The following is a 23,217-nucleotide window of genomic DNA, read 5'->3' as shown; positions in this document are numbered from 1 at the left end:
ATTTGGACTGCAATTATCTAAAAGAGTGCGGCTCTTGCACTCTTTTTGCCCCTTATGATGAGCAAATTCTATTTAAAACTGATCTTGTAAAACAAGATTTTTCAGAGTTTTATGATGGCAAATTTGATGTGTTTAGCTCCAGTCCAAAACACTACCGTACGAGAGCTGAGTTTGGCATCTGGCACGATGGTAGCGAGCTTAGTTATACTATGCATGCAAGTGAGAAGGGCAAGAGAATTTTTATAGATGAGTGCCCTAAGGTTTGCGAGCAAATTTCTACTCTTATGCCAAGTTTACTTAAAAGTTTACAAGAGAGTGATATGCTGCGTACAAAGCTTTTTGGAGTAGAATTTATCTCTTGTAAAAGCGGTGTTTTAGTCACCCTTCTTTATCACAAAAAGCTTGATAGTGAGTTTGAAGCGGCGATGAAAATTCTAGCCGGCAAGCTTGATATCACCATACTTGCTAGATCTCGTGGGCAAAAGCTACTAAGCGGTGAGCTAGATTTGATCGACGAGCTGAATGTTGGAGGGCAAATTTATAAATTTAGCCTAAGTGAGAATGCCTTTATCCAGCCAAACAGAGCCGTAAATGAAAAGATGATAGCTTGGGCGAAAGAGTGTGTAGGGGCTGGCGCTGACCTCCTTGAACTCTACTGCGGACATGGAAATTTTACTATCCCGCTTTCATTTAAATTTAACAATGTGCTTGCCACTGAAATTTCAAAAAGCTCGATCGCAAATGCCCTTAAAAACTGCGAGCTAAACAAAGCTAAAAATATTAAATTTTTACGTATGGACGCTGACGAGCTTATGAGCGCATTTGCTGGCGTTAGGGAATTTAATAGGCTCAAGAATATAAATTTAAGCGATTTTAACTTCTCTCATGTTCTTGTCGATCCACCCCGTGCAGGACTAAGCGAAAGTGTTGTAAATTTCATCAAAAATTTTAAAAATATCATCTATATATCGTGCAATCCAGAGACTCTAAAAGAAAATTTAAAAGAGCTTTGTAAAAGCCATGAAGTGATAAAATTTGCCATTTTTGATCAGTTTGCAAACACTCATCACATCGAGTGTGGCGTGCTACTAAGGGCAAAAGAATAATTTAAAAAAGGAAAAATAAAAATGGTTTCACTAAATAAAATTATCCAAGCAAAGATTACGATCGGTCATTTTGTAAATAAAACTCCATTTGCTCTGAGTGCAAAACTTAGCAAAAATTTGGGAGCAAGTATCTATCTAAAAGAGGAAAATTTACAGCGAACCGGCGCATATAAGATAAGAGGCGCATACAATAAAATAGCTAGCCTAAGTGATGAGGAGAGAAAGCGTGGTGTCGTGGCTGCAAGTGCTGGCAATCACGCTCAAGGTGTAGCTATAAGCGCAAAAGAATTTGGCGTACACGCTTGTATCATCATGCCAGAATCAACCCCGCTTCTAAAGGTTGCTGGTACGAAAGACCTTGGTGCAGAGGTTATTTTAAAAGGTGATAATTTTGACGAGGCGTACGCTTTTGCAGTTAATTATGCCAAAGATAAGGGTATGACCTTTGTTCATCCATTTAACGACGAGTACGTCATGGCGGGGCAGGGCACTGTTGGGCTTGAGATGCTTGATGAGATAAGCGATCTTGATATAGTCATCGTCCCAGTTGGCGGCGGTGGGCTAGCTAGTGGTGTGGCTAGTTGTATAAAGCAGGTCAATCCAAAGACAAAAGTAATCTGTGTCGGTGCAAAAGGTGCTCCAGCGATGTTTAATAGCTACGGCGCTAAAAAGAGCATAAACTCAAAATCAGTCCGCACCATAGCTGATGGCATCGCTGTGCGTGATGCGAGCGAGATCACGTTAGCAAATATTATTGAGTGTGTTGATGAGTTTGTGCAAGTTGATGACGAGGAGATCGCAACTGCGATTTTGTTTTTACTAGAGACGCAAAAGATCGTTGTGGAAGGAGCTGGCGCAGCTGGTGTGGCAGCACTCATGCATGATAAGATCAAATTTAAAAAAGGTGCAAAGATAGGCGTGGTGCTAAGTGGTGGAAATATCGACGTACAGGTACTTTCTATCATCATTGAAAAGGGTCTTATCAAGTCTCACCGCAAGATGACTTTGCAAATAACGCTTGTGGATAAGCCAGGAGCGCTTATGAGCCTAACTGATAGCTTAAAATCAGCAAATGCAAACATCGTCAAAATCGACTACGACCGCTTCTCAACAAGGCTTGATTATGGTGATGCAAGTATTACTATCACGCTTGAGACAAAGGGTCTTGAGCATCAAGAAAAGATCAAAGAAGTGCTTACTAAAAACGGTTTTTCTTTCACTCAACTATTTTAATTTAATGGCTCGCTACTATTTAAAGTAGTGAGCATGATTTACCTATTAAAACAAAATCTCAAATTTTGCATTTACGCTGTTTGACTTCATGTCTTTAGCAAAAGCACCTGTGTAAGATAAACCTAAATTTATATTTTTATAAACATTTGCTTTTACACCAAGGCTAGCTGTGCCAAGATCGCGTACCTCTTTACCTTCAAGTTCCAAGTATCCAGCATTTGCGATATTTACGCCGATATTTGCTCTTGTATCGCCAACTAGTCTATTGTAAGCTAGATCAGCTTCAAATTTCATCTTTGTACTACCAAGACTAAATGGCACACTAGGGTTTAGACCTATGCTAAATACACCTAAATTTCTAGTTTTTTCATCAACATCCATTCTGAAAATTCCTACATTTTGGCTAGTGCTATCAGTTTTCATACGTAGATAGCTTGCACCTACATAAGGATTTAGTGAGAAATTCGCACTATTAAATGCTGTTAATGCCAAATTTGCATAAGCAGTAAGTGCTTTTTCCTTGCTTTTTACATGCTCATCTGAGTAAAAGCTAACGATCGTGGCACCATTTTGTGTTTTTCGTTTCGCATTTGTGTATATGAGACCGAGGTCTAGTTTTGTGCTGGCGATCTGGCTTTTTCCGTAAATGCCTATACTTGTGCCTTTTGTTTTATAAGCATCATCGCCATCTTCTTTTACTTTTTCACTGCTAGCACCAAGCACGCCACCAAGTGTGAAAACATCATTTACACTACCGTCAAATCCAAAAAGCTGAGTGAATGAGTTTGCTTTTACATCATCAAATTTCATAGCATTAGCCATGGTATTTGACCAAAATTTCATGCCACTCGCATCGATTGCTTTTGCACTGAATGGATCAAATTCGTGGTTGATAATCGCATTTTTGAGCAAGATATTTTCTAGTAAAAATGCATTATGTTGAGCTAAATTTGCATTATTTGCAAATGTTTTTAGCGTATCACTTGCTTCTTTTGGTGTAGCGTAGATGAAGTGTCTGTATAGATCGCTCGTGATGACTGCTGGTCTACTTCTAAATGGTGAAGCAAGGAGTGCTGGCCTGCTAGCTGTACTCTCTATGAGTTGTGCCACTCTTTTTTGGTTATCACTAGCTGCGATACTTGTTATTGTATTTTTTGACTTTTTGAGTGTTAATTCTAGCTTGTTGTCACTATAATTTCTAGTAAGGTCAAAAAAAGCATATTTTCTTAAGATGGTGTCATTATAGCCACTAAAATTTCCAGTTACAGCGTAAGTTTTTGCCTTTGAACTATCATCATATAGTCTTTTCATGATATCTACATCTGGCTTGCTTATATCTATGATAGAGTTCTTTTCAAAATTTAGATTTAAATTTGCTGCATTATTTGAGATGATATAACTACCACCTGTTTTTATAGTAGCTTTTACTGCGTCATTTGTGCTTTTTCTAGTTACATCTTTAAAAGATAGCTTTTGAGAAAATTTATTTCTATCAATCTCTCCAACACTCATCTCTTTAACAATCTCAAGTGCACCGCCATTTTCGACTACTACTTCGCTTGATTTTAGTGATTGATTTAGTGCTGTGATCTTGCCGCTTTTTATTATGGTTTTGCCAGTGTATGAGTTGGTTCCTGCTAGTTTTAGGGTACCTAGGCCTCTCTTAATAAGAGTTCCTTCATAGCCCTCGCTAGCTCTTTGTTCTCTCGCTTTTTCTCTAGCGTTACCTATATCAAGTTCAGCCCTTTGCTCGGCTGTCAAATTTGACATTTTCTCAAGCTCAGCCTTACGATTAGCCCAAATTTTTGCCTCTGCCTCATCTTCAGTTTTTCTGTATTTTATAGCTATATCACTGATATTATTTGAGTAAAGATCATCTGTGTCTAGACTTACATCAAATACGCCTAGTAGCTGTCCTGGTCCAAACATAGCCTTTGACATATCAAGTGCTCCCCAGCCCCAGCGCTCATCAGGTACGCCAAGTGGCGCAGTAAAGCCAGAAATTCTTCTTGTATCGGCTGGCTTTTTAAACTCATCTCTAACTTGTCTTGCGGTAGTTAGTAAAACATCTCTTGCTTGAGAGTTGCTCATATATGGATATCTTTGCATTACAAGACCAAGTGCGCCAGTGACGTGTGGAGCCGCCATTGATGTACCATCCCAACTATCATAACCAGCCTCTCCATTTTTAGGATCAACTGTGCTTGATTTTATACTTTTACCAGGTGCTGCGATACTCCACCATTTTGAGTGTCCTGCGGTGTTAAAATGTTGTGCATCGCCATCTGTCATTCCAGTAACGTTTATCCAGTATTTTTCAGCATCTGGACGAAAATATGGAAGCATTGCTCTTGTGTATGACTCTTTCATGCCATTTCTATTTCCGGCAGTGAAGACTTGAATGATGCCGTATTTTTTGGCGACTTCATAAGCAGCATCTAAGAAATTTTTACCATTTATGACAAATGGATAGTAGCTTTTATAGGCTGCATCAAGGTCTTTTATATCTAAGCTATTGCCGCCATCAAATCCAGTTGCTCCCTCATAAGCTTTATAAAATTTGCGGTTTGAACCCCAACTATTGTTTATGGCTCTTGCACCACCTTTGGCTAACCCCTCATAAGATGCTAAAAAGAAGTTGTAGTCTTGGTTTGGACCATATGTCATACCGTCGGTTCCGCCAGTATTTCCTACTATAAGTTTTGAGCCAAATGCTACACCGTGCATCCCTTTACCATCTCTTGAGCCAGCAATTGTACCAGCTACGTGCGTGCCGTGTGAGTCATTTACACCAGCGATCCAGTTGCCATCAGCTTCAAATTTTTCATCTTTTTTAAAGTCGCCAAAGTCAGCTCTGTTTTTATCAGTGCTTCCTTTTTTTAAAAAAGGAGAGTTGCCGTGCTCAGTATCTGGATATTTTTGTCCATCTTTGTAGTAGCTGCCAGAAATTTTTAGTGCGCTTATCCTACCGTCACTAAGTTCAGGGTGGCTAAGTAATGCGCCAGAGTCCATAACGCCAAGCGTCACACCTTTGCCTGTCACTCCAAGAGCATACGCGATAGCCGCATTTATACGCTTTAGTCCCCAGTATGCTTTATACTCAGTGCTCTGCCAGCTACTTATGTCACCAAATTTACCACTTTCTTGATCGTTAGCATTTAGTGAATTTGCAAACAAAAGAGTACAACAAGCTGCGCTTATCAAAATACATTTTTTATTTAAAATGGATATTTTCACATCTCATCCTTTTGCATAAAATTTAAATGGATTGTAATATCCTTAAAATAAATTATTAATTAAAATATTAAAATTTATGATAAAAATTTACTTTAATAATCCCTTTTTTACGCTATTTTTACTATAAGATATGAAAAAATAATTAAAACGGTATCACATAAATATTATTAATTACGATTTTATTTTAAAACAATTATTTAAATATAATTTTTAATAAAAGTAGAATTTCATCTCTGCTTTACAAATTTAAGCTAAAATAGCAAGCTTTAAAGGAGAAAAAATGAGCGAATATGCAAATTTGATATTAGCTATCTTACTAGCTGTTTTGGCATTTGCATTTTATAGGTCAAATAAGGCGTTAAAAAAGGCAAAAGATGATAGCGAAAATCTCTCAGTCAGCACCGAAATTTCGCAGCTAAAAAGCATCGGCGAGCTATCTGTTTTTCAAGTTTATAGCAAAGAGATCGTCACAAAAACTGATCATGCGTTTGGAAATTTTGGCAAAGAGTATCTAAGATGGCTTATAAGTGAGAAGAAGCTTTCGATGATATTTGAGTTTGAGATAAATTTCATCTACGATCTAACTAGCCCAAAACTCGAGATTATGCAGATCGCAAACTCTAGCTATAAGGTAAAAATGCCTCCTTGCAAGTATAAATTTTCGATCGCCGATATGAAATTTTACGATGAGAAAAACGGTAAATTTATACCATTTTTGCTGCCTGACTCGCTAAATGGCTTTTTTGGTAGCACTTTTACAGAAGAAGATAAAAATAGACTAATCGAAGAGGCAAGAAACGAAGTCAAAAAGATGAGTGTCCGCCTTATCTCACAGCTTCAAAGTAAAATTCATAAATCAGCTCGCGACACGCTTGAAGCGATCGCAAAGAGCTTTGGGGCAAACAAAGTTGAGTTTATTTTTGACGATAATGATGAGCAGATCAGCTCACAACTAAATTTAGAAAATATTGCATAAAATTTTAAAAAGGAGAAAAAATGAGCGTAAATTCACAAGAAGTCACGCAGACACCAGGCAACAACACAGTCTTTCAAACATGGGTTTTAACAGCTGATAAAAAGGCTTGTAAAGAGGGGTTTGCCGAGCTTTGCGCCTTGGTTGTAAATTTAAATAAAACTGCCAAGATTAGATTTGGCGCAAATGAAAATGTAAACTGCGTCCTTGGTGTGGGTCATGATGCTTGGAAAAAGCTTGAAATTTCAAAAGATCTGCCAAAAGAGCTTGTAAATTTTAAAGCGATCAAAGGCGATAAACACGAGGCTGTTAGCACAAAGGGCGACATCCACATCCATATCCGCGCTTTAAATGCACCTGATTGCTTCGATATGGCTCAAGCGATAAAGGCCGTGCTTTTTAAATTTGCAGAGCTTACAGATGAGACGCAAGGCTTTAAGTATCATGACGGCAGGGCGATAATAGGCTTTGTTGATGGCACTGAAAACCCTGAGGGCGAAGATAGAGATTTCTTTGCTAAAGTTGGCAACGAGGACGCTAAATTTAAAGGCGGCAGCTACGTTTTTGTACAAAAATATTTCCACAATATGAAAGAGTGGAACGCTACAAGCGTAAGTGAGCAAGAAAAGGTAATAGGCCGCTCAAAAGAGCTTGACATCGAGATGAGCGAAGATGTAAAACCTACAAATTCACACTCAGCTGCTGCAAACGTAGGAGATGATAAAAAGGTCGTGCGTGGCAATATGCCATTTACTGAAGGTAGTAAAACTGGCACTTACTTCATCGCTTATGCTAGCACATTTTCAACGGTTGAGCTTATGCTTAAAAAGATGTTTATCGGTGAGCCAAAGGGCAACTCAGATAGGCTGCTTGACTTTAGTACGCCAGTAACTGGTGCTCTATACTTTGTGCCAACAGTTGATATGCTTGGCGATTACGAGGGATAAATTTAGCTTGGGGCGAAGCAAATTTGCCCCTTTAAATTTATAAGGATAAAAATGCCAGAGTGGTTTATTTACGCAGCTCTTTCAGCTGTTTTTGCTGCACTTACAGCTATCTTTGCAAAGCTTGGCGTAAAGGATATTGACAGCGATTTTGCGACATTTATAAGAACGATCGTCGTCATTTTGATGCTTGTTTTGCTTTTAAGCGTGGCTAAAAAATGGCAGCCTTTAAGCTCACTAAGCCCTAAAAACTGGCTCTTTCTCATACTAAGTGGCATAGCAACTGGACTTTCTTGGCTTATGTATTTTAAAGCGATGCAAGTTGGCAAGGTCTATCAAGTGGCGCTGGTTGATAAATTTAGCGTTGTGCTTACTATTATTTTGGCTGTTATTTTTCTTGGCGAGAGGTTAAATTTAAAAGAAATTTTAGCCATTTGTCTTATCGTGTCTGGCGTGTTTTTACTCATTTTTAAATAAAATTTTCTGCATTATTCTTAAATTATATTTTTAATTTTAATTTGTAATTAATTAAAAAGCTCCTAAAATTTGAACAATTTCATTTTGAAGGGAGAAATATGAAAGAAATCATTCTATCAACCATCGTGGCTTGTGCGGCATTTGGTGCTAGTGTAAACTACACAGATGTTGTAAAAGATGTTTACGGTGATGCTAGCTCAACAAAAAGTATAGGCAGACTGCTACCAACCAACGCAGTTGAAATTTTACAAACAAGCGGTGACAGAGCGCAAATTAAAGTAAAAGGCTATCAAAACCCAGCTGTTAGCAACGTAGTTTATTTTGCTGATGGCGCGAGGATTATCTCGGTGGCATTTGCAAAAACTGCACCTTTTGATATTAAAGTGATCAAAGAGGGCAAAAACGGCAAATGGAACGAGGTAGAAACAACAGTTTTTGTTCAAAAAGATGGCTTTAGCACTGACGTAAACGCAATGTTTGCAAAAGCTGACAAGATGTATAAAGAGAGCTGTGGTGTTTGCCATGCGTTGCCTCAAACCACACATTTCAACGCAAACCAATGGCCGTCACTTCTAAAATCAATGATCGGCAGAACCGCAATAGAGAAAAAAGACGAGTGGTTGGTTGTTGAATACCTTCAAAAACACTCATCTGACGTAAACCTAGGTAAATAAGCAAAACTTTTGTAGCGGCGAGTAAAAACAAATATTAAAGTTTAGCTTATTCAAAAGAAAACTTAAAAATGAAAGGGAGATAAGATGAACGAGACCAGACGAGAATTTCTAAAAAAAGGTGCTACAGCAATTGCAGCGACACCTTTGCTTTCAAGCGTAACAGCATCAAATTTATTTGCTGATGGCGTAAAAAAGAGTGTTTTAAGAGATAGCGAGGTCATCACAGCTGCCCACTGGGGTATGTTAAAAGTGACAACCAAAAACGGCGTAGCAGTAAAGTCAGAGCCTATCCAAAAAACAAGTGAAATTTACAACCCGCTTCAGCACTACACACCAGATATGATCTACAAATGTCGTATCAAGCGTCCAGCAGTTAGAAAGAGCTACCTTGAAAATCCAGATAGTCCAAAGCCAGAGCTTCGCGGTAAGGATGAGTGGGTTGAGGTGCCTTACGAAGAGGCGATCAAGCTAGTTGCAAGAGAGCTGAAAAAAACAAGAGCACAAAAAGGCTTACAAAGTGTATTTGCGGGCAGCTATGGCTGGAAATCAAGCGGTAACGTACATAACTCAAGAATTTTACTTCATAGATTTATGAACCTTAGTGGTGGCTTTGTTGGCTCACTAGGAGATTACTCAACAGGCGCTAGCCAAATTATCATGCCTCACGTCGTGGGTAGTATCGAGGTCTATGAGCAGCAAACCAGCTGGCCAGTCGTACTTGAGAACTCAAAAGTCGTAGTCATCTGGGGTGCAAACCCACTTGCGACACTTCGCATAGCTTGGACTAGCACCGACGAGCAGGGCTTTAAATACTTTGAAGAGCTCAAAAATAAAAAAAATATCAAAGTGATCATCATCGATCCTATCAAGAGTGACACAGCGCAATACTTTGATAATGCTCAGTGGATCGCTCCGGTGCCAAACACCGACACAGCTATGATGCTTGGTATGATGCACTACCTATATGAGAGCGGCAAGTATGATAAAAATTTCATTGAAACCTACACAACTGGCTTTGATAAATTCCTCCCATATCTACTTGGCAAAACAGACAACACACCTAAAAATTTAGAGTGGGCGAGCAAAATTTGTGGCATCGATAAAGATACTTTAAAAGAGCTAGCTGATACATTTGTCGCAAACCGCACTATGATAATGAGCGGCTGGGGCATGCAGCGCGCTCACCACGGCGAGCAACCACACTGGGCGATGGTGACACTAGCAGCTATGATCGGTCAGATAGGACTTCCTGGCGGGGGATTTGGGCTTAGCTATCACTACTCAAACGGCGGCGCACCAACATGCAAGGGTGCAGTAATCGGCGGCGTAAATAGTGCAAGTGTGGGTAAATTTAATGATAAGGGCGAGTTTATAGGCACGGATACAGGTGAGTTTGACAAACGAGGTCGCTTCGTCGCAAAGGCAGCTGCAGCAGCAGGTACAGGCCAAAGTTGGCTACAAAAAGCAACCAACTATGCCTTCCCGGTAGCAAGGATTGCTGACGCGTTGCTACATCCTGGTAAAGTGATCGATCATGACGGCAAAAAGATCACCTATCCAGATATCGACTTTATCTACTGGGTCGGCGGTAATCCACTTGTGCACCACCAAGATACAAATACAAATTTAAAAGCGTGGAGAAAGCCAAGAACGGTTGTCGTACATGAATCATACTGGACACCGACAGCAAAAATGGCTGATATTGTTTTCCCAGTAACTACAGAGTATGAGAGAAACGATATCACCATGACTGGCGACTACTCAAATATGAACATCGTGCCGATGAAACAAGTCGTTGAGAAATACCACGAGGCAAGAGACGACTATCAAATTTTCATCGATCTTTGCAAGGCTTATGCTAAAAATTTAGTCATTGCCTACACAGATAACGGCAAGGATGAGTTTGACTGGATCAAAGAGTACTATGACGCAGCCTACGCTCAGGTCAAGGCTGTGCCGGAGCTCACAACTGACATGAAGCCATTTGAAGAGTTTTGGAACGAGAACAAGCCAGTTACGTTTGCCTCATCTCAAGATAGCGATAGTTGGGTGAGATTTGGTGAATTTAGAGAAGATCCTGTGCTAAATGCTCTTGGAACACCAAGTGGCCTTATAGAAATTTACTCAGAAACTATCGAGAAAATGGGCTATGACGACTGCAAAGCGCACCCAATGTGGTTTGAGCCAATCGAGTGGCTAGGCATGAAAGATAAACCGGCTAAATTCCACATGATAAGTGCTCACCCAACTGACCGCTTGCACTCACAGCTAAGTCAAACTTCACTTCGTGACAAATACGCTATTGCAAATCGCGAGCCTATCTGGATCAACGAAAAAGATGCAAAAGAGCTTGGCGTACAAAGTGGCGACTTGGTGCGTGTATTTAACGCACGTGGCGAGGTTTTAGCAGGTGCTTATGTCACTAAAAATATCAAAGAGGGCGTTGTAAAACTAGCTGAGGGCGCTTGGTATGACGGCTTTGATAGTGGAATTTGCAAAAACGGCGGTGCAAACGTGCTAACCATAGATATCCCAACAAGTAAGCTAGCAAACGGCAACATCAGCCACACAGCTCTTGTAAATATCGAGAAATATAAAGGTGGCGAGGCATTAAAACTCACAGCTTTTGTTGAGCCAAAAATTTCTAAATAATATTAAAGCAGGGGAGTCTTCTCCTGCTTTTTAACTTAAAATTTAAAACAAATCTTCTATTCACAAAAAGCTTAAATTTATATTTAAAAGCCTATAGCTCTGTAAAATTTTATTTTGCAATGGATGTTGAGGTGATAGGTATATTTTTGTTGATTGTTAAATAAAGATTTCTAGATTTGAATGACCAGTTATAAATTTTTATAAAGTCTTTTTAAAAGCCAAGCTACCGGACTTTCAAAGATAAAATAATCACTAAAAAAACTCACTTTTTTACCTTAATAGATCGATTTTTGATTAATTGTTTAAAAGGTGTTAAATGTAGTATAAAATTAATTTTAGTTTTAATTCTTTTTCGATAAATTAAAGCGATTTTAACTTTTTAAAGGAGGAAAGATGAAGTCCATAACTTCAAAGATAGCGATGATTATCATCTCATTGCTAGTTATTTCGTTTGCTGCTATTTCAGCAGTCAGCTACTATACAGCGGAAAGTAAGGTAGTAGAGTTGGTCAGCCAGACCCAGGATCAGATTCTAAGTGACATCAAAGCTACTACTGATTCTTTTTTTGAAGAATATTTAGGTGTAGCCAAAAAGTTTGCTTCAGACATAGAAAATACCCCAAATAATGATGACTTGTATATGGAAAAAACTAAAAGGCAAAAAGAAAACGTTAGTCATTTAGTTACTGATATTTTTTATGGTCGCGAGAGTGATGGACATTTTTTCCAGTCTGACGGCACTAGAACAACTCCAGCCGATAACTACGATCCTAGAACTAGGGGTTGGTATAAAGCAGCAAAGAGCGCAAATGGTGCTATCTATACCGAACCTTATAAAGCTGCCTTGTTTAACGCTTTAGTAATTAGTTTTGCTGCTCCAGTAAATAAAAATGGAAATTTTGATGGTGTTTTGGGGCTTGATTTAAATATGGATGCTTTAAGTAAAAAAATTCTTGAAATGGGTAAAACAAAATATGGCTACGTCTATTTAATGAATAAAGACGGCGTAATACTTATGCACTCAAATCCTGAAAATGTCGGTAAAGCGATTCCTGCAAGCAAATATTTGGCCGATGAATTTGCGGCTAAGAGATTTGATGAAAATGGACTTATTCCTTATACAAACTATAAAGGCGAAAACGTAACCGCCAAAGTCCTTCCTATAAACGATCAAGGCTGGCTAGCCGTAGCCGCTATCGGAGCAGATACTTTTTCGTCTAATACCTTGCCTTTATTAAAAGCTCAAATAATCCTTGCCATAGCTTTTATAGTCATACTTTCGGCTATCGTATTTACTCTTCTTAAAAAATCCCTTAGTCCTATTAGAACTATTCAAACCAAGCTTGAAGACGCGTTTAAATTTATTACCTACGAAACCCCTAACGCTCCGGAAAAGCTAGTAGTAACTACGCAAGACGAATTCGGCAGAATGAGCGAATCTATTAACGAGAATATAGAAAAAGTCCTTAACGGCGTTAAAAAAGACAGCGCCTTAATAGACGAGATGAACGGTATAGCAAATCTCATGATAAAAGGCCACATGGGAGCCAAGATTAACTCTACTCCGAATAACCCGGCTTTAGTTCAGTTAAAAGATCTGCTAAATAAATTCTTTACTTCTATTTCTGAAAATTTAAAAGGCATAGCCGTAGTTTTAGCTTCTTATAATAAAAACGACTATACTCCTAGACTAGAGCTAAAACCGGAGCTTGAAAGCGATCTAAGAGATATGATAGTAGGCCTTCAAAGCGCGGGCGACGCCGTAAGCAATATGCTAAGGGAAAATTTAAAAGAAGCTCAGGTCCTAGAAGAAAAAGCTAAAATCCTAGCAGAATCTATGAGAACCCTAACCGACGGAGCTCATAAACAAGCCGACTCTATCCAAGAAAGCGCGGCTGCTATAGAAGAGATGAGCAGTTCTATGAACGCCATTAGCCAAAAAGCTGGTGATGTAACTAGACAAAGCGAAGAGATTAAAAACATTATCGTTATTATTAGAGATATAGCCGATCAAACAAATTTACTTGCTCTAAACGCTGCTATTGAAGCGGCGCGTGCTGGTGAGCATGGACGAGGTTTTGCTGTAGTTGCAGATGAGGTTAGAAAATTAGCTGAGCGAACTCAAAAGTCACTTGGTGAGATCGAAGCTAATGCAAATGTTCTAGCTCAAAGCATCAACGAGATGAGTGAGAGCATCAGAGAGCAAAGCGAAGGCATAAATATGATAAACCAAAGTGTAAGTCAGATCGACAGTATTACAAAACAAAATATTAATATTGTTAGTACAACAAACGAGATTACTGACCAAATAGACGACATGGCCAAGACGATAGTAGCCGACGTTAGAAAGAATAAATTTTAATCTTAGACCGAATTTAGGGGTCTGTTTCCCCTAAATTCTAATTTTATCTCGCTGATTTTAACTACCTAAAATGAAAAAATAATTTAAAATTATTATTTAATGTATACATCACTATTTTGTAATTAATATTATTAAATACTATTTTATATAAAAAATATACAATCGCATCTTAAAAATTTTTGTAAAAGGAAAGTAAATGCGATCAATTGCAAACAAAATATCTTTAATGCTTATACTGGCATTATTCATATCATTCTCGCTAATATCTTTAGCTAGCTATAACACAGCTCATGATAAAGCCATTGAGTTAGTAATACAAACTCAAAAGCAAATCTTAAAAGATGTGAAAATCACACTAAATAGCTTTTTTGATAACAATCAGTATGCTATAGAGAAAATGGCTGATACTCTTAGTAAAATAAGCGAGAAAAGTGATGGCTCGATGAATGCTGATGGTATAAATTTAGCTTTATCTCAAGCAAAAGCTATATCTGGAAAAGAGATCACTCTTGTTTATGCCGGATATGAGGATGGGGCTATGTTTAGATCAAATGGGCAAAATAAAGCTGGATATGATCCAAGAGTTAGAGGATGGTATAAACAAGCTAAAGCCGAGAATAAACCAATATATACTGATCCATACATGGCAGCTTCATTAAATGCGATGGTTATAACTTTTGCTGCACCTATTAAAAATATTGGAGTTACTGGTATAGATGCATCTATTGAGGAGTTGAGCAATAATATATCGCAAATCAGTAAGACTGAATACAGCTATGCTTTTGTTGCAGATCAAAATGGCAACATTATAATGCACCCAAATAAAGAATTAGTCGGCAAACCTCACGAGATCGCTAAAAGCCTGATAAAACAATATAATGAAAAGAAATTTGATGAAAATGGATTAATAGCATATAAAAATACAAAAGGCGAAGATGTCTATGCCTATATGCTAGAGTTAAATGATAAAGGTTGGTTGGCAATAACAGCAATGGATCAAAATATCTTTAGCTCGCATACTTTGCCTATTTTAAAAGTTCAAATTATTTTAGCCTTTATATTTATAGTTGTCTTGTCTGCGTTTGTATATTTCTTGCTAAAAAGATCGCTTAATCCGATTAAAACTATTACAGATGCTTTGGTTAGTTTCTTTAGATTTTTAAATTTTGAGATAAAAGAGCCAGTTGTTTCAAAGGTAGCAACAAAAGATGAATTTGGCGTAATGAGTAAACTAATAAATGATAATATTGCTAAAATTTTTGACAATGCCGATCAAGACTCTAGAGTGGTATCTCAATCTGTTGAGACTGCAAAGGCGATAGAAAATGGAAATCTAAAAGTAAGAATAGTAGATGTTCCAGCCAATCCAAAACTAATTGAATTAAAAGATGTCTTAAATAAAATGCTAGATGTTTTGGAAAAAAGAGTCGGTAGCGATTTAAATATGATCCAAAAAACTTTTAATGATTTTAGAAATTCTGATTTTACTTCAAGAATTTTGGATGCCAAAGGCAATGTCGAACTAGTAACAAACGAGCTTGGCGAAGAGATAGCTAATATGCTTGCATTTAACCTAAAACAAGCACAATTTTTAGAAGAAAAAGCTAAAAATTTAGATGCATCAATGAAGCAAGTAACTCAAGGTGCTAGCACACAAGCAAATTCTCTCCAAGAAAGTGCTGCTGCGATCGAACAAATGAGTAGCTCAATGAGCGCAATTAGTCAAAAGACTGTAGATGTTATAAAACAATCTGAAGAGATTAAAAACATTATCGTTATTATTAGAGATATAGCCGATCAAACAAATTTACTTGCTCTAAACGCTGCTATTGAAGCGGCGCGTGCTGGTGAGCATGGACGAGGTTTTGCTGTAGTTGCAGATGAGGTTAGAAAATTAGCTGAGCGAACTCAAAAGTCACTTGGTGAGATCGAAGCTAATGCAAATGTTCTAGCTCAAAGCATCAACGAGATGAGTGAGAGCATCAGAGAGCAAAGCGAAGGCATAAATATGATAAATCAAAGCGTAAGTCAGATTGATAGCATTACAAAGCAAAATGTTGATATCGTGAGTTCAACAAATAAAATCACCGCCCAAATCGATGAAATGGCTAAGACAATAGTAGCTGATGTTAAAAAGAATAAATTTTAACCTTGCGGCTTGATATTTAAAATTTCATTAATATTTCATCCTCAAAATTTGAGGATGAAAATAACTCCTTTTTATCTCTAATCTTAAAATTATTTTTTGTTTTATAAATATAATAAAGTTTTTAAAAATAATCTAATATTTATAGCTTTATAGTGATATTGCTAGTTAAATTTTTATAGATTATATTTGCCGCAATGTAATGAAAATTATTAGAATTTATCCTTGCAATTATTGATATTTCAGTAAGGAGATAAAATTTTTAATAATACTTTATGTTACTTTTTTACTCAAATATTTAAAAACAATTTTACTTTGTTTTCTTTAGCTTTTTGATAACTACTCTAAAATTTTTAAATTTTATTAAATAGTATTTTCTTTTAAAATCGTACTTTGTGAGAAAATTAATATTTTTATGTAGAAAAATATTTACATTTTTAGCTTAAGTTTTTTGAAATTTTTGTAAATGTAAATCAGTTGTAAATAAGTTTTGCAAGGTTAATATCAATTAAATTTGTTTTAAATCTTTAAAGGAGAAAGAATGAATCGACGAGAATTCATAAAAAGTGCTGCGGCTAGTGCTGCTTGTGCTAGTGCTGGTATAGCTGTGCCAAGCTCGCTAAGTGCAGCAAGCGAAGCAGAAAAAGGCTGGCGTTGGGACAAAGCTGCCTGTAGATTTTGCGGAACTGGATGTGGCATCATGGTTGCAACCAAAGAGGGCAAGATAGTAGCTGTAAAAGGTGACCCAGAAGCGCCAGTAAACCGTGGTCTAAACTGTATCAAAGGCTACTTTAATGCTAAGATCATGTACGGCGAAGATAGAATAACTCATCCACTTTTACGTGTAAACGAAAAAGGAGAATTTGACAAAAAAGGCAAATTTAAGCAAGTAAGCTGGAAACAAGCATTTGATGTCATGGAGGCTCAGTTTAGAAAAGCATATGATGAACTAGGACCTCACGGTATCGGAGTTTTAGGTTCTGGTCAATATACTATTCCAGAAGGTTACGCTGCCGTTAAGCTTATAAAAGGTGGTTTCAGAAGCAACAGCATCGACCCAAACGCAAGACACTGTATGGCAAGTGCGGTTCTTGGTTTTATGCAAGTTTTTGGTATAGATGAGCCATCAGGCTGTTTTGATGATATCGAGCTAACTGATACTATCGTAGCTTGGGGCGCAAATATGGCTGAGATGCACCCGATCCTTTGGGCACGCGTAAGCGATAGAAAGCTTAGCGATCCTGATAGAGTAAAGGTTGTAAATTTAAGCACCTACTCAACTAGAACATCAAATTTAGCCGATATCGAGATCATTTTTGCTCCGTCATCTGACCTGGCTATTTGGAACTACATCGCTCGCGAGATAGTTTATAACCACCCTGAGATGATAGATGAAGAATTTGTTAAAAAACACTGCGTCTTCACAGCTGGCCCAGTTGATATCGGATATGGTCTTCGCCCAGACATCCATCACAAGAAATATGCTCCAAGCGAGCTAGACACAGCTGCGACTGAGAAGTCAAAGGTGCTAAGCGAGGCTGAGGGCGTTACACTTTCTTATCTTGGACTAAAAGCTGGTGATACGTTAGAAAACAAAAACGCTGCAAAGGCTGGCGATCACTGGCAAATAACATTTGAAGAGTTTAAAAAAGCTCTTGATCCTTACACGCTTGACTTTACTGCAAAGGTGGCAAAGGGCGATCCAAACGAAGATATAGAAGAATTTAAGAAAAAACTAAAAGCACTTGCCGATCTTTATATCGAGAAAAACCGCAAAGTTGTAAGTTTCTGGACTATGGGCTTTAACCAACATCAACGTGGTACATGGGTAAATGAGCAAGCTTATATGGTGCATTTCTTGCTTGGCAAGCAAGCACTTCCAGGCTCAGGAGCATTTTCTCTAACTGGCCAACCAAGTGCATGTGGTACCGCAAGAGAGGTTGGAACATTTGTTCACCGCTTGCCAGCTGATATGGTTGTCGCCAATCCAAAACACAGAGAGACAACTGAAAAAATTTGGAAACTACCTGCTGGCACACTAAATGCCGTTCCAGGCTCACACTACGTAAAAATGATGCGTGATGTTGAAGATGGCAAGGTGAAATTTATCTGGGTTCAAGTAAATAACCCATGGCAAAATACCGCAAATGCAAACCACTGGATCAAAGCGGCTCGCGAGATGGACAACTTCATCGTTGTAAGCGATCCTTATCCAGGAATTTCTGCAAAAGTGGCTGACCTTATCCTCCCAACTGCGATGATCTATGAAAAATGGGGCGCATATGGCAATGCCGAAAGAAGGACCCAGCACTGGAGACAGCAAGTGATTCCAGTTGGCGAAGCGATGCCTGATATTTGGCAAATGATGGAGTTTAGTAAACGCTTTAAGCTAAAAGACGTTTGGGGCGAGAAAAAACTAAACGACAAAGTGACGCTCCCAAATGTGCTTGAAGCTGCAAAAGCTATGGGATACAGCGAAGAAGATACGCTATTTGACGTGCTTTTTGCTAACGAAGAGGCTAAGAAATTTAGCGCAAACGATCCGATCATGGAAAACTACGACAATACAGAAGTATTTGGCGATAGCAGAAAAGTGATCGGCTCAGATGGCAAAGAATTTAAAGGATATGGATTTTTCATCCACAAATATCTTTGGGAAGAGTATAGAAAATTTGGCGTTGGTCACGGTCACGACCTAGCTGACTTTGACACTTACCACAGAGTAAGAGGTCTAAGATGGCCGGTAGTTGATGGCAAAGAGACTCAGTGGAGATTTAATACTAAATTTGACCCATATGCTAAAAAAGCTGCTCCAAATGATAAATTTGCATTCTATGGCAACAAAAACGCAGCCCTTCCAACAGGCGATCTAAAAGGCGTAAAAAATCAAGAGAAAACTCCTCTTGCAAACAAGGCAAAAATTTTCTTCCGCCCTTACATGGATCCATGCGAGATGCCAAGCAAGGAGTATCCATTCTGGCTATGTACTGGCCGTGTGCTAGAGCACTGGCATACAGGCACGATGACTATGCGTGTTCCTGAGCTTTATAGAGCCGTCCCAGAGGCGCTTTGCTACATGCATGAAGATGATGCTAAAAATCTTGGCGTAATGCAAAATGAGATCGTTTGGGTCGAATCACGCCGTGGCAAGGTAAAAGCAAGAGTTGATCTAAAAGGTAGAAATAAGCCGCCAGTAGGTCTTGTTTATGTGCCTTTCTTTGACGAAAACGTATATATAAACAAAGTATGTCTTGACGCTACTTGCCCAATCTCAAAAGAGACTGATTATAAAAAGTGTGCGGTTAAAATTTACAAAGCATAGGTGAGCGATATGGGATTTTCAAGTAGGCGAGAGGCTTTAAAATTTGGAGCAAAAGTAGCGCTTTTGGCTCTTGGTGGAGGCTTTGTTTGGTCGCTTAGTGCCAAAGCTTCGCCACTTATGCTTCTTAGGCCTCCTGGTGCAAAAGAAGAGAAGCAATTTTTACAAAGCTGCATTAGGTGTGGGCTTTGCGTAGAGGCTTGTCCATTTGATACGCTAAAGCTTTCATCGCTAGAAGATGGCATAAGTATTGGAACGCCTTATTTTGAGCCTAGAAAAATTCCTTGCTACATGTGTGAAAATATCCCTTGTGTGCCAGCCTGTCCGACTGGAGCTTTGGACGTAAATTTAGTAAGCACAAGAGGCAAGCTTGATATAAATAAGGCCAAAATGGGCGTTGCAGTGGTCGATATGAAAAACTGCGTGGCATACTGGGGCATACAGTGCGATGCTTGCTACAGATCCTGTCCGCTCATAGATAAGGCCTTGTATCTTGAGTATCGCCGCAACGAAAGGACGCAAAAGCATGCCTTTTTACTTCCAGTGGTCGATAGCGACATCTGCACCGGATGTGGCCTATGCGAGCGAGCCTGTATCACTAAAAAAGCGGCCATTACCGTGCTAAATCGTGACGCGGTGCTTGGCAAAGTAGGCGATAACTACGTCAAAGGCTGGGTCAAAGAAGATGAAAGACGCATAGACGATGCAGACAGCAAAATAAAGCTTGACATTAAAAAAGCGACTGATTATCTAAATGGTGGTGAGCTATGAAATTTTTAATCTTAAGACGAATAACTCAAATTTCTATCCTGGCATTATTTGTCCTAGGAAATTTTTACGGAGTTAAGATACTTAGCGGAAATTTAAGCTCATCTTTGCTTTTTGGAAAAATTCCACTAAGCGATCCATTTGCTTTGGTTCAAATTTTACTTGCAAGCTTTAGCGCTGGCATAAATGCAATTATTGGAGCTAGCATTATCTTTGCATTTTACGCGCTAGTTGCTCCAAGAGCATTTTGTTCGTGGATATGCCCAATAAATTTACTAACCGATATCGCTTTTAAACTAAGAGAGAAATTTGGCTTTAAGGGCGAAAAAGTCTTAAATGTGAGTAAAAATTTACGTTATTATTTGCTGGCTCTTGCTCTTATATTAAGCCTTGCTTTATCTTATCCAGTATTTGAGAGCGTTAGCTATATTGGCATTATCCAGCGTGGCGTTATTTACGGCTCAGCTAGTGCTTTAGGCATAGCGGTTGCGATCATTGCTTTTGATATGTTTGTGTTAAAGCGTGGTATTTGCTCGCACATTTGTCCACTTGGTGCCTTTTATGCCACCATCTCAAAATTTGCCCTAATTAGAGTAAAACATGATGCCCAGGCTTGCACAAAATGTATGAAATGCAAGCTTATTTGCCCAGAGATGCAAGTGCTTGACATGATCGGTAAAGAGAGCCGCTCGGTTAGCTCAAGCGAGTGCATAAGCTGTGGCAGGTGCATTGATGTTTGTGGAGATGGGGCTTTGAAATTTAGTATTAGAAATTTAAGGAGAGAAAAATGAAAATAAAAATAATGATGCTTGGAGGATTGTGTGCTGCGTTTTTTGCGGCATGTGCTTTTAATAATCCAAGTATTAGTGATTCGCAAATCGGCCTTAGAAATATCGATTTGCTAGACGATAAAGACGTTGTATTAAAAGATGTGAACTACACAAAAGAGCCAGCTGGTATGTCAAAGAAATTTGATAGGTCTTTTGAAAATGCACCGCCATTTATCCCACACGATACTGAGGGTTTAGTGCCTATCACAAAAGATATGAATATGTGCGTAACCTGCCATATGCCTGAGTTTGCAAAAGATAGTGGAGCAACACCGATACCATCATCTCACTTTTATGATATCAGAAACAAAAAAGATCTTGCAGGCAAGCTTGATGATGAAAGATATAACTGCACAACATGCCACGTTGAGCAACAAAATGGCGTAACGCAGCTTGTTGGCAATAAATTTAAGCCTGATTTTAGAGATAAAAACGGCACTCATAAGTCAAACTTGCTAGATGTTTTAAACGATGGTGTTAAATAATGCAAAGCAGGCGAGAGCTTTTTAGTAAAATTTTGGGGGCAAAATCTGCTCCCAAATTTATAACTCCACCATTTTTTAGCGGAGAGTTTGACTGCGGTGGATGCGATGCTAGCTGTGTAAATGCTTGTGAAAAAGAGCTTCTTAGCTTTGAAAATGAAAGAGTAATTTTTAAAGTTAAAAAGCTGGGCTGTGACTTTTGTGAAGAGTGCGTAAGAGCTTGTGAGAGTCTTGGTAAAAAGACATTAAGCCCAAGCTCACCAAAAAGTATAAACGCAAAAGTTAGCATCGATGTTTCTAGCTGTCTAGCGTGGAATGATACGATCTGCTACAACTGCCTTGATGCTTGCAAATTTAAAGCAGTCGAATTTCTTGGTGTTTTTCGTCCTATTGTTAATCAAAACTGCGTAAGCTGTGGCGAGTGCTTTGATGTTTGCTTTAAAAATTCACTTCAAATGGAGGCCTTATGAGAGCTTTGTTTTTTATTTTTTGTCTATTAAATTTTATCTTTGCAAGCGAGATCACCACTCCATACAAGCAAATAGAGGCTAGTGCAAATGTGCTAAGCACAACGCTAATAAATGGCAAACTCTTTATCGCGACTGATGGAGGGACGGTTGAAATTTACGATCCTAAAGAGTCTAAATTTGAAGAGATTATCAAAATGGATGATATAAAAACCTATGTTAGTGATCACGAAAGACCAAAAATTTTAAGTATTGATGAATTTGATGGCAAAACTCTTATACTTAGCGAAAGTGATTACGCTACAAAGGTGCTTCATCTAAGAGAAAATGGGCAGATGAGAAGCATAAAAATGGATAATCAAGCGATAAAAAAGGCATTGTTTTTAGATGATGAGCATGTTGCACTTGCTTCAATTAGCAATGAAATTTACTTTTTAAACCTAAAAAATGGCGAAATTTATGATAGCTTTAAAATTTCAATCGCGATGCTTTCAGATATGGAGATAAATGAAGATAGAAGCACGCTAGCTATCGCTTGCGAGAGTGGGAAGGTCTACTTTTATAACATAAAAGCTAAAAAAATGGATCAAATTTTAGACATTCATACAGATAATATCTACGATATCTCATATAAAAATGGCGTCATGATCAGCGGAGGCACCGATAGGATCGTGGGGATATTTTCTGCTGGAAGCCTAAAAAAGATAAATACTGGCTTTTTGGTCTATGGTGTCGGCCTTAGCGATGATGGTAGAGTGGCAGCTTATATGAGTGATGAGATGAGCGATGTAAATTTAGTTGATAGCAAAAGCTTAGAAAATATCGCAATGCTAAAAACTGGACAAAGTACGATAAATAGCATAGTTTTTATAAGCGATAACGAAGTCGTAACTTCAGCCTATGAGAATAAAATTTTATTTTGGAGAATTAAATGAATATTTCAAGTTTGATAGTTTATACGGACAATAAAAATGAAAGTGTAAAAAACGAAATAAAAAAGCTAAAAGAGTGTGAAATAATAACTGACGCAGACGATAGAATCGTAGTGGTAGTTAGCTCAGATAGCATTGAAGATGAGATAAAAAATTTTAAAAAGATAGAAGCTATCAGTGGAGTAGTGAGCGTTGCGATGGTTTATAGCTATCAAGAAGATGCCGAAGAAAATAGGAAAAAGCTAGAAGAAAATGGCAAGATAAGTGAAATTTTAACAAGTGATGAGGTAAAAGCTGAGGATATTACTTATGGTGGCAGCGTGCATCATAGAGTAAAATAGCAAAACTAAATTTCTAGCTTTTGTACTATGATCAAAATTTATAGTACAAAAGCCTATCCTTCATATAGACCTTCTTAATAAATTCGTTGCTAGTACTGCTTATATTTAATCAACCTTATTTGGCTTGTAGATTTAAATTTATGTTCAAGGGTTAATAGGTTTTGGGTGAAAAAATCACTCAGCGAGCATTAAAATCAAAAACATAACAAGTGAATTAATTTTAGTTTAGAAGATCTTGAGATGATATTTGCATAAAGAATTTTAGTAGGTCAGTT

General features: G+C 38.1%; 17 protein-coding genes and 2 pseudogenes. 18 read left to right on the top strand and 1 reads right to left on the bottom strand.

Going from position 1 to position 23,217, the window contains the following annotated elements; genetic code table 11:
- Positions 1-2: 2 nt before the first annotated feature.
- Positions 3-1,106, top strand: a complete 1,104-nt coding sequence (gene trmA / locus CVS95_RS01845) for a tRNA (uridine(54)-C5)-methyltransferase TrmA (protein ID WP_107695375.1) — start codon at positions 3-5, stop codon at positions 1,104-1,106.
- A gap of 21 nt (positions 1,107-1,127) precedes the next feature.
- Positions 1,128-2,339: a threonine ammonia-lyase gene (ilvA, locus tag CVS95_RS01840; RefSeq protein WP_021090937.1), complete on the top strand. Its 1,212-nt coding sequence runs from the start codon at positions 1,128-1,130 to the stop codon at positions 2,337-2,339.
- A 45-nt stretch (positions 2,340-2,384) separates the two neighbouring features.
- On the opposite strand, the gene CVS95_RS01835 is transcribed toward ilvA, so the two are convergent.
- A complete protein-coding gene (locus CVS95_RS01835; protein WP_107695374.1) occupies positions 2,385-5,576 on the bottom strand; it encodes a S8 family serine peptidase in 3,192 nt (1,063 codons plus the stop codon).
- Positions 5,577-5,856: 280 nt separating this feature from the next.
- Here CVS95_RS01835 and CVS95_RS01830 point away from each other — a divergent pair, with 280 nt between their 5' ends.
- The 16 genes and pseudogenes from CVS95_RS01830 to CVS95_RS01765 all read left to right on the top strand — a co-directional run bounded on the left by CVS95_RS01830 (position 5,857) and on the right by CVS95_RS01765 (position 22,942).
- The gene (locus CVS95_RS01830) at positions 5,857-6,552 is read left to right on the top strand and encodes a DUF4230 domain-containing protein (protein ID WP_107695373.1); all 696 of its coding nucleotides are present in this window, start codon (positions 5,857-5,859) and stop codon (positions 6,550-6,552) included.
- 20 nt (positions 6,553-6,572) lie between these two features.
- On the top strand, positions 6,573-7,496 hold the full coding sequence (locus CVS95_RS01825; RefSeq protein WP_107695372.1) for a Dyp-type peroxidase: 924 nt from the start codon (positions 6,573-6,575) through the stop codon (positions 7,494-7,496).
- Between the two features lie 45 nt (positions 7,497-7,541).
- Positions 7,542-7,970: an EamA family transporter gene (locus tag CVS95_RS01820; RefSeq protein ID WP_413784125.1), complete on the top strand. Its 429-nt coding sequence runs from the start codon at positions 7,542-7,544 to the stop codon at positions 7,968-7,970.
- Between the two features lie 98 nt (positions 7,971-8,068).
- Complete coding sequence (locus CVS95_RS01815) at positions 8,069-8,644, top strand: cytochrome C (protein ID WP_087578577.1); 576 nt, start codon at positions 8,069-8,071, stop codon at positions 8,642-8,644.
- Positions 8,645-8,728: 84 nt separating this feature from the next.
- Positions 8,729-11,296 (top strand): molybdopterin-dependent oxidoreductase, encoded by a 2,568-nt coding sequence (locus CVS95_RS01810; protein ID WP_107695370.1) that lies wholly within the window; start codon positions 8,729-8,731, stop codon positions 11,294-11,296.
- A gap of 393 nt (positions 11,297-11,689) precedes the next feature.
- Positions 11,690-12,421, top strand: a pseudogene (locus tag CVS95_RS09955) (cache domain-containing protein); the annotation flags it as partial.
- 303 nt (positions 12,422-12,724) lie between these two features.
- A complete protein-coding gene (locus CVS95_RS09950) occupies positions 12,725-13,657 on the top strand; it encodes a methyl-accepting chemotaxis protein (RefSeq protein ID WP_413784124.1) in 933 nt (310 codons plus the stop codon).
- 196 nt (positions 13,658-13,853) lie between these two features.
- Positions 13,854-14,624, top strand: a pseudogene (locus CVS95_RS09945) (cache domain-containing protein); the annotation flags it as partial.
- Positions 14,607-15,806, top strand: coding sequence for a methyl-accepting chemotaxis protein (locus CVS95_RS09940; protein WP_413784123.1), 1,200 nt, complete (start codon positions 14,607-14,609; stop codon positions 15,804-15,806). The pseudogene CVS95_RS09945 and the gene CVS95_RS09940, both read left to right, overlap by 18 nt.
- Before the next feature lie 538 nt (positions 15,807-16,344).
- Positions 16,345-19,125, top strand: a complete 2,781-nt coding sequence (napA, locus tag CVS95_RS01795) for a nitrate reductase catalytic subunit NapA (protein ID WP_107695367.1) — start codon at positions 16,345-16,347, stop codon at positions 19,123-19,125.
- A gap of 9 nt (positions 19,126-19,134) precedes the next feature.
- On the top strand, positions 19,135-19,893 hold the full coding sequence (gene napG, locus CVS95_RS01790) for a ferredoxin-type protein NapG (protein WP_107695366.1): 759 nt from the start codon (positions 19,135-19,137) through the stop codon (positions 19,891-19,893).
- Positions 19,890-20,681, top strand: coding sequence for a quinol dehydrogenase ferredoxin subunit NapH (napH, locus tag CVS95_RS01785; RefSeq protein WP_107695365.1), 792 nt, complete (start codon positions 19,890-19,892; stop codon positions 20,679-20,681). Before napG ends, napH begins: the two co-directional genes overlap by 4 nt.
- Positions 20,678-21,205 (top strand): nitrate reductase cytochrome c-type subunit, encoded by a 528-nt coding sequence (locus CVS95_RS01780; protein ID WP_103579851.1) that lies wholly within the window; start codon positions 20,678-20,680, stop codon positions 21,203-21,205. The genes napH and CVS95_RS01780 overlap by 4 nt, the downstream gene beginning before the upstream one ends.
- Entirely contained in the window at positions 21,205-21,672 is a 468-nt protein-coding gene (locus CVS95_RS01775; protein WP_107695364.1) for a 4Fe-4S ferredoxin, read from the top strand. Before CVS95_RS01780 ends, CVS95_RS01775 begins: the two co-directional genes overlap by 1 nt.
- Positions 21,669-22,604 (top strand): WD40 repeat domain-containing protein, encoded by a 936-nt coding sequence (locus CVS95_RS01770; protein WP_107695363.1) that lies wholly within the window; start codon positions 21,669-21,671, stop codon positions 22,602-22,604. The genes CVS95_RS01775 and CVS95_RS01770 overlap by 4 nt, the downstream gene beginning before the upstream one ends.
- Positions 22,601-22,942, top strand: coding sequence for a chaperone NapD (locus CVS95_RS01765; RefSeq protein WP_072594844.1), 342 nt, complete (start codon positions 22,601-22,603; stop codon positions 22,940-22,942). The genes CVS95_RS01770 and CVS95_RS01765 overlap by 4 nt, the downstream gene beginning before the upstream one ends.
- Positions 22,943-23,217 lie beyond the last annotated feature (275 nt).

The organism is Campylobacter concisus, assembly GCF_003048905.1.
GTDB lineage: Bacteria > Campylobacterota > Campylobacteria > Campylobacterales > Campylobacteraceae > Campylobacter_A > Campylobacter_A concisus_V.
Note: the sequence above shows the minus strand (reverse complement) of the source record. Positions and strands in the feature narration are given on the sequence as shown.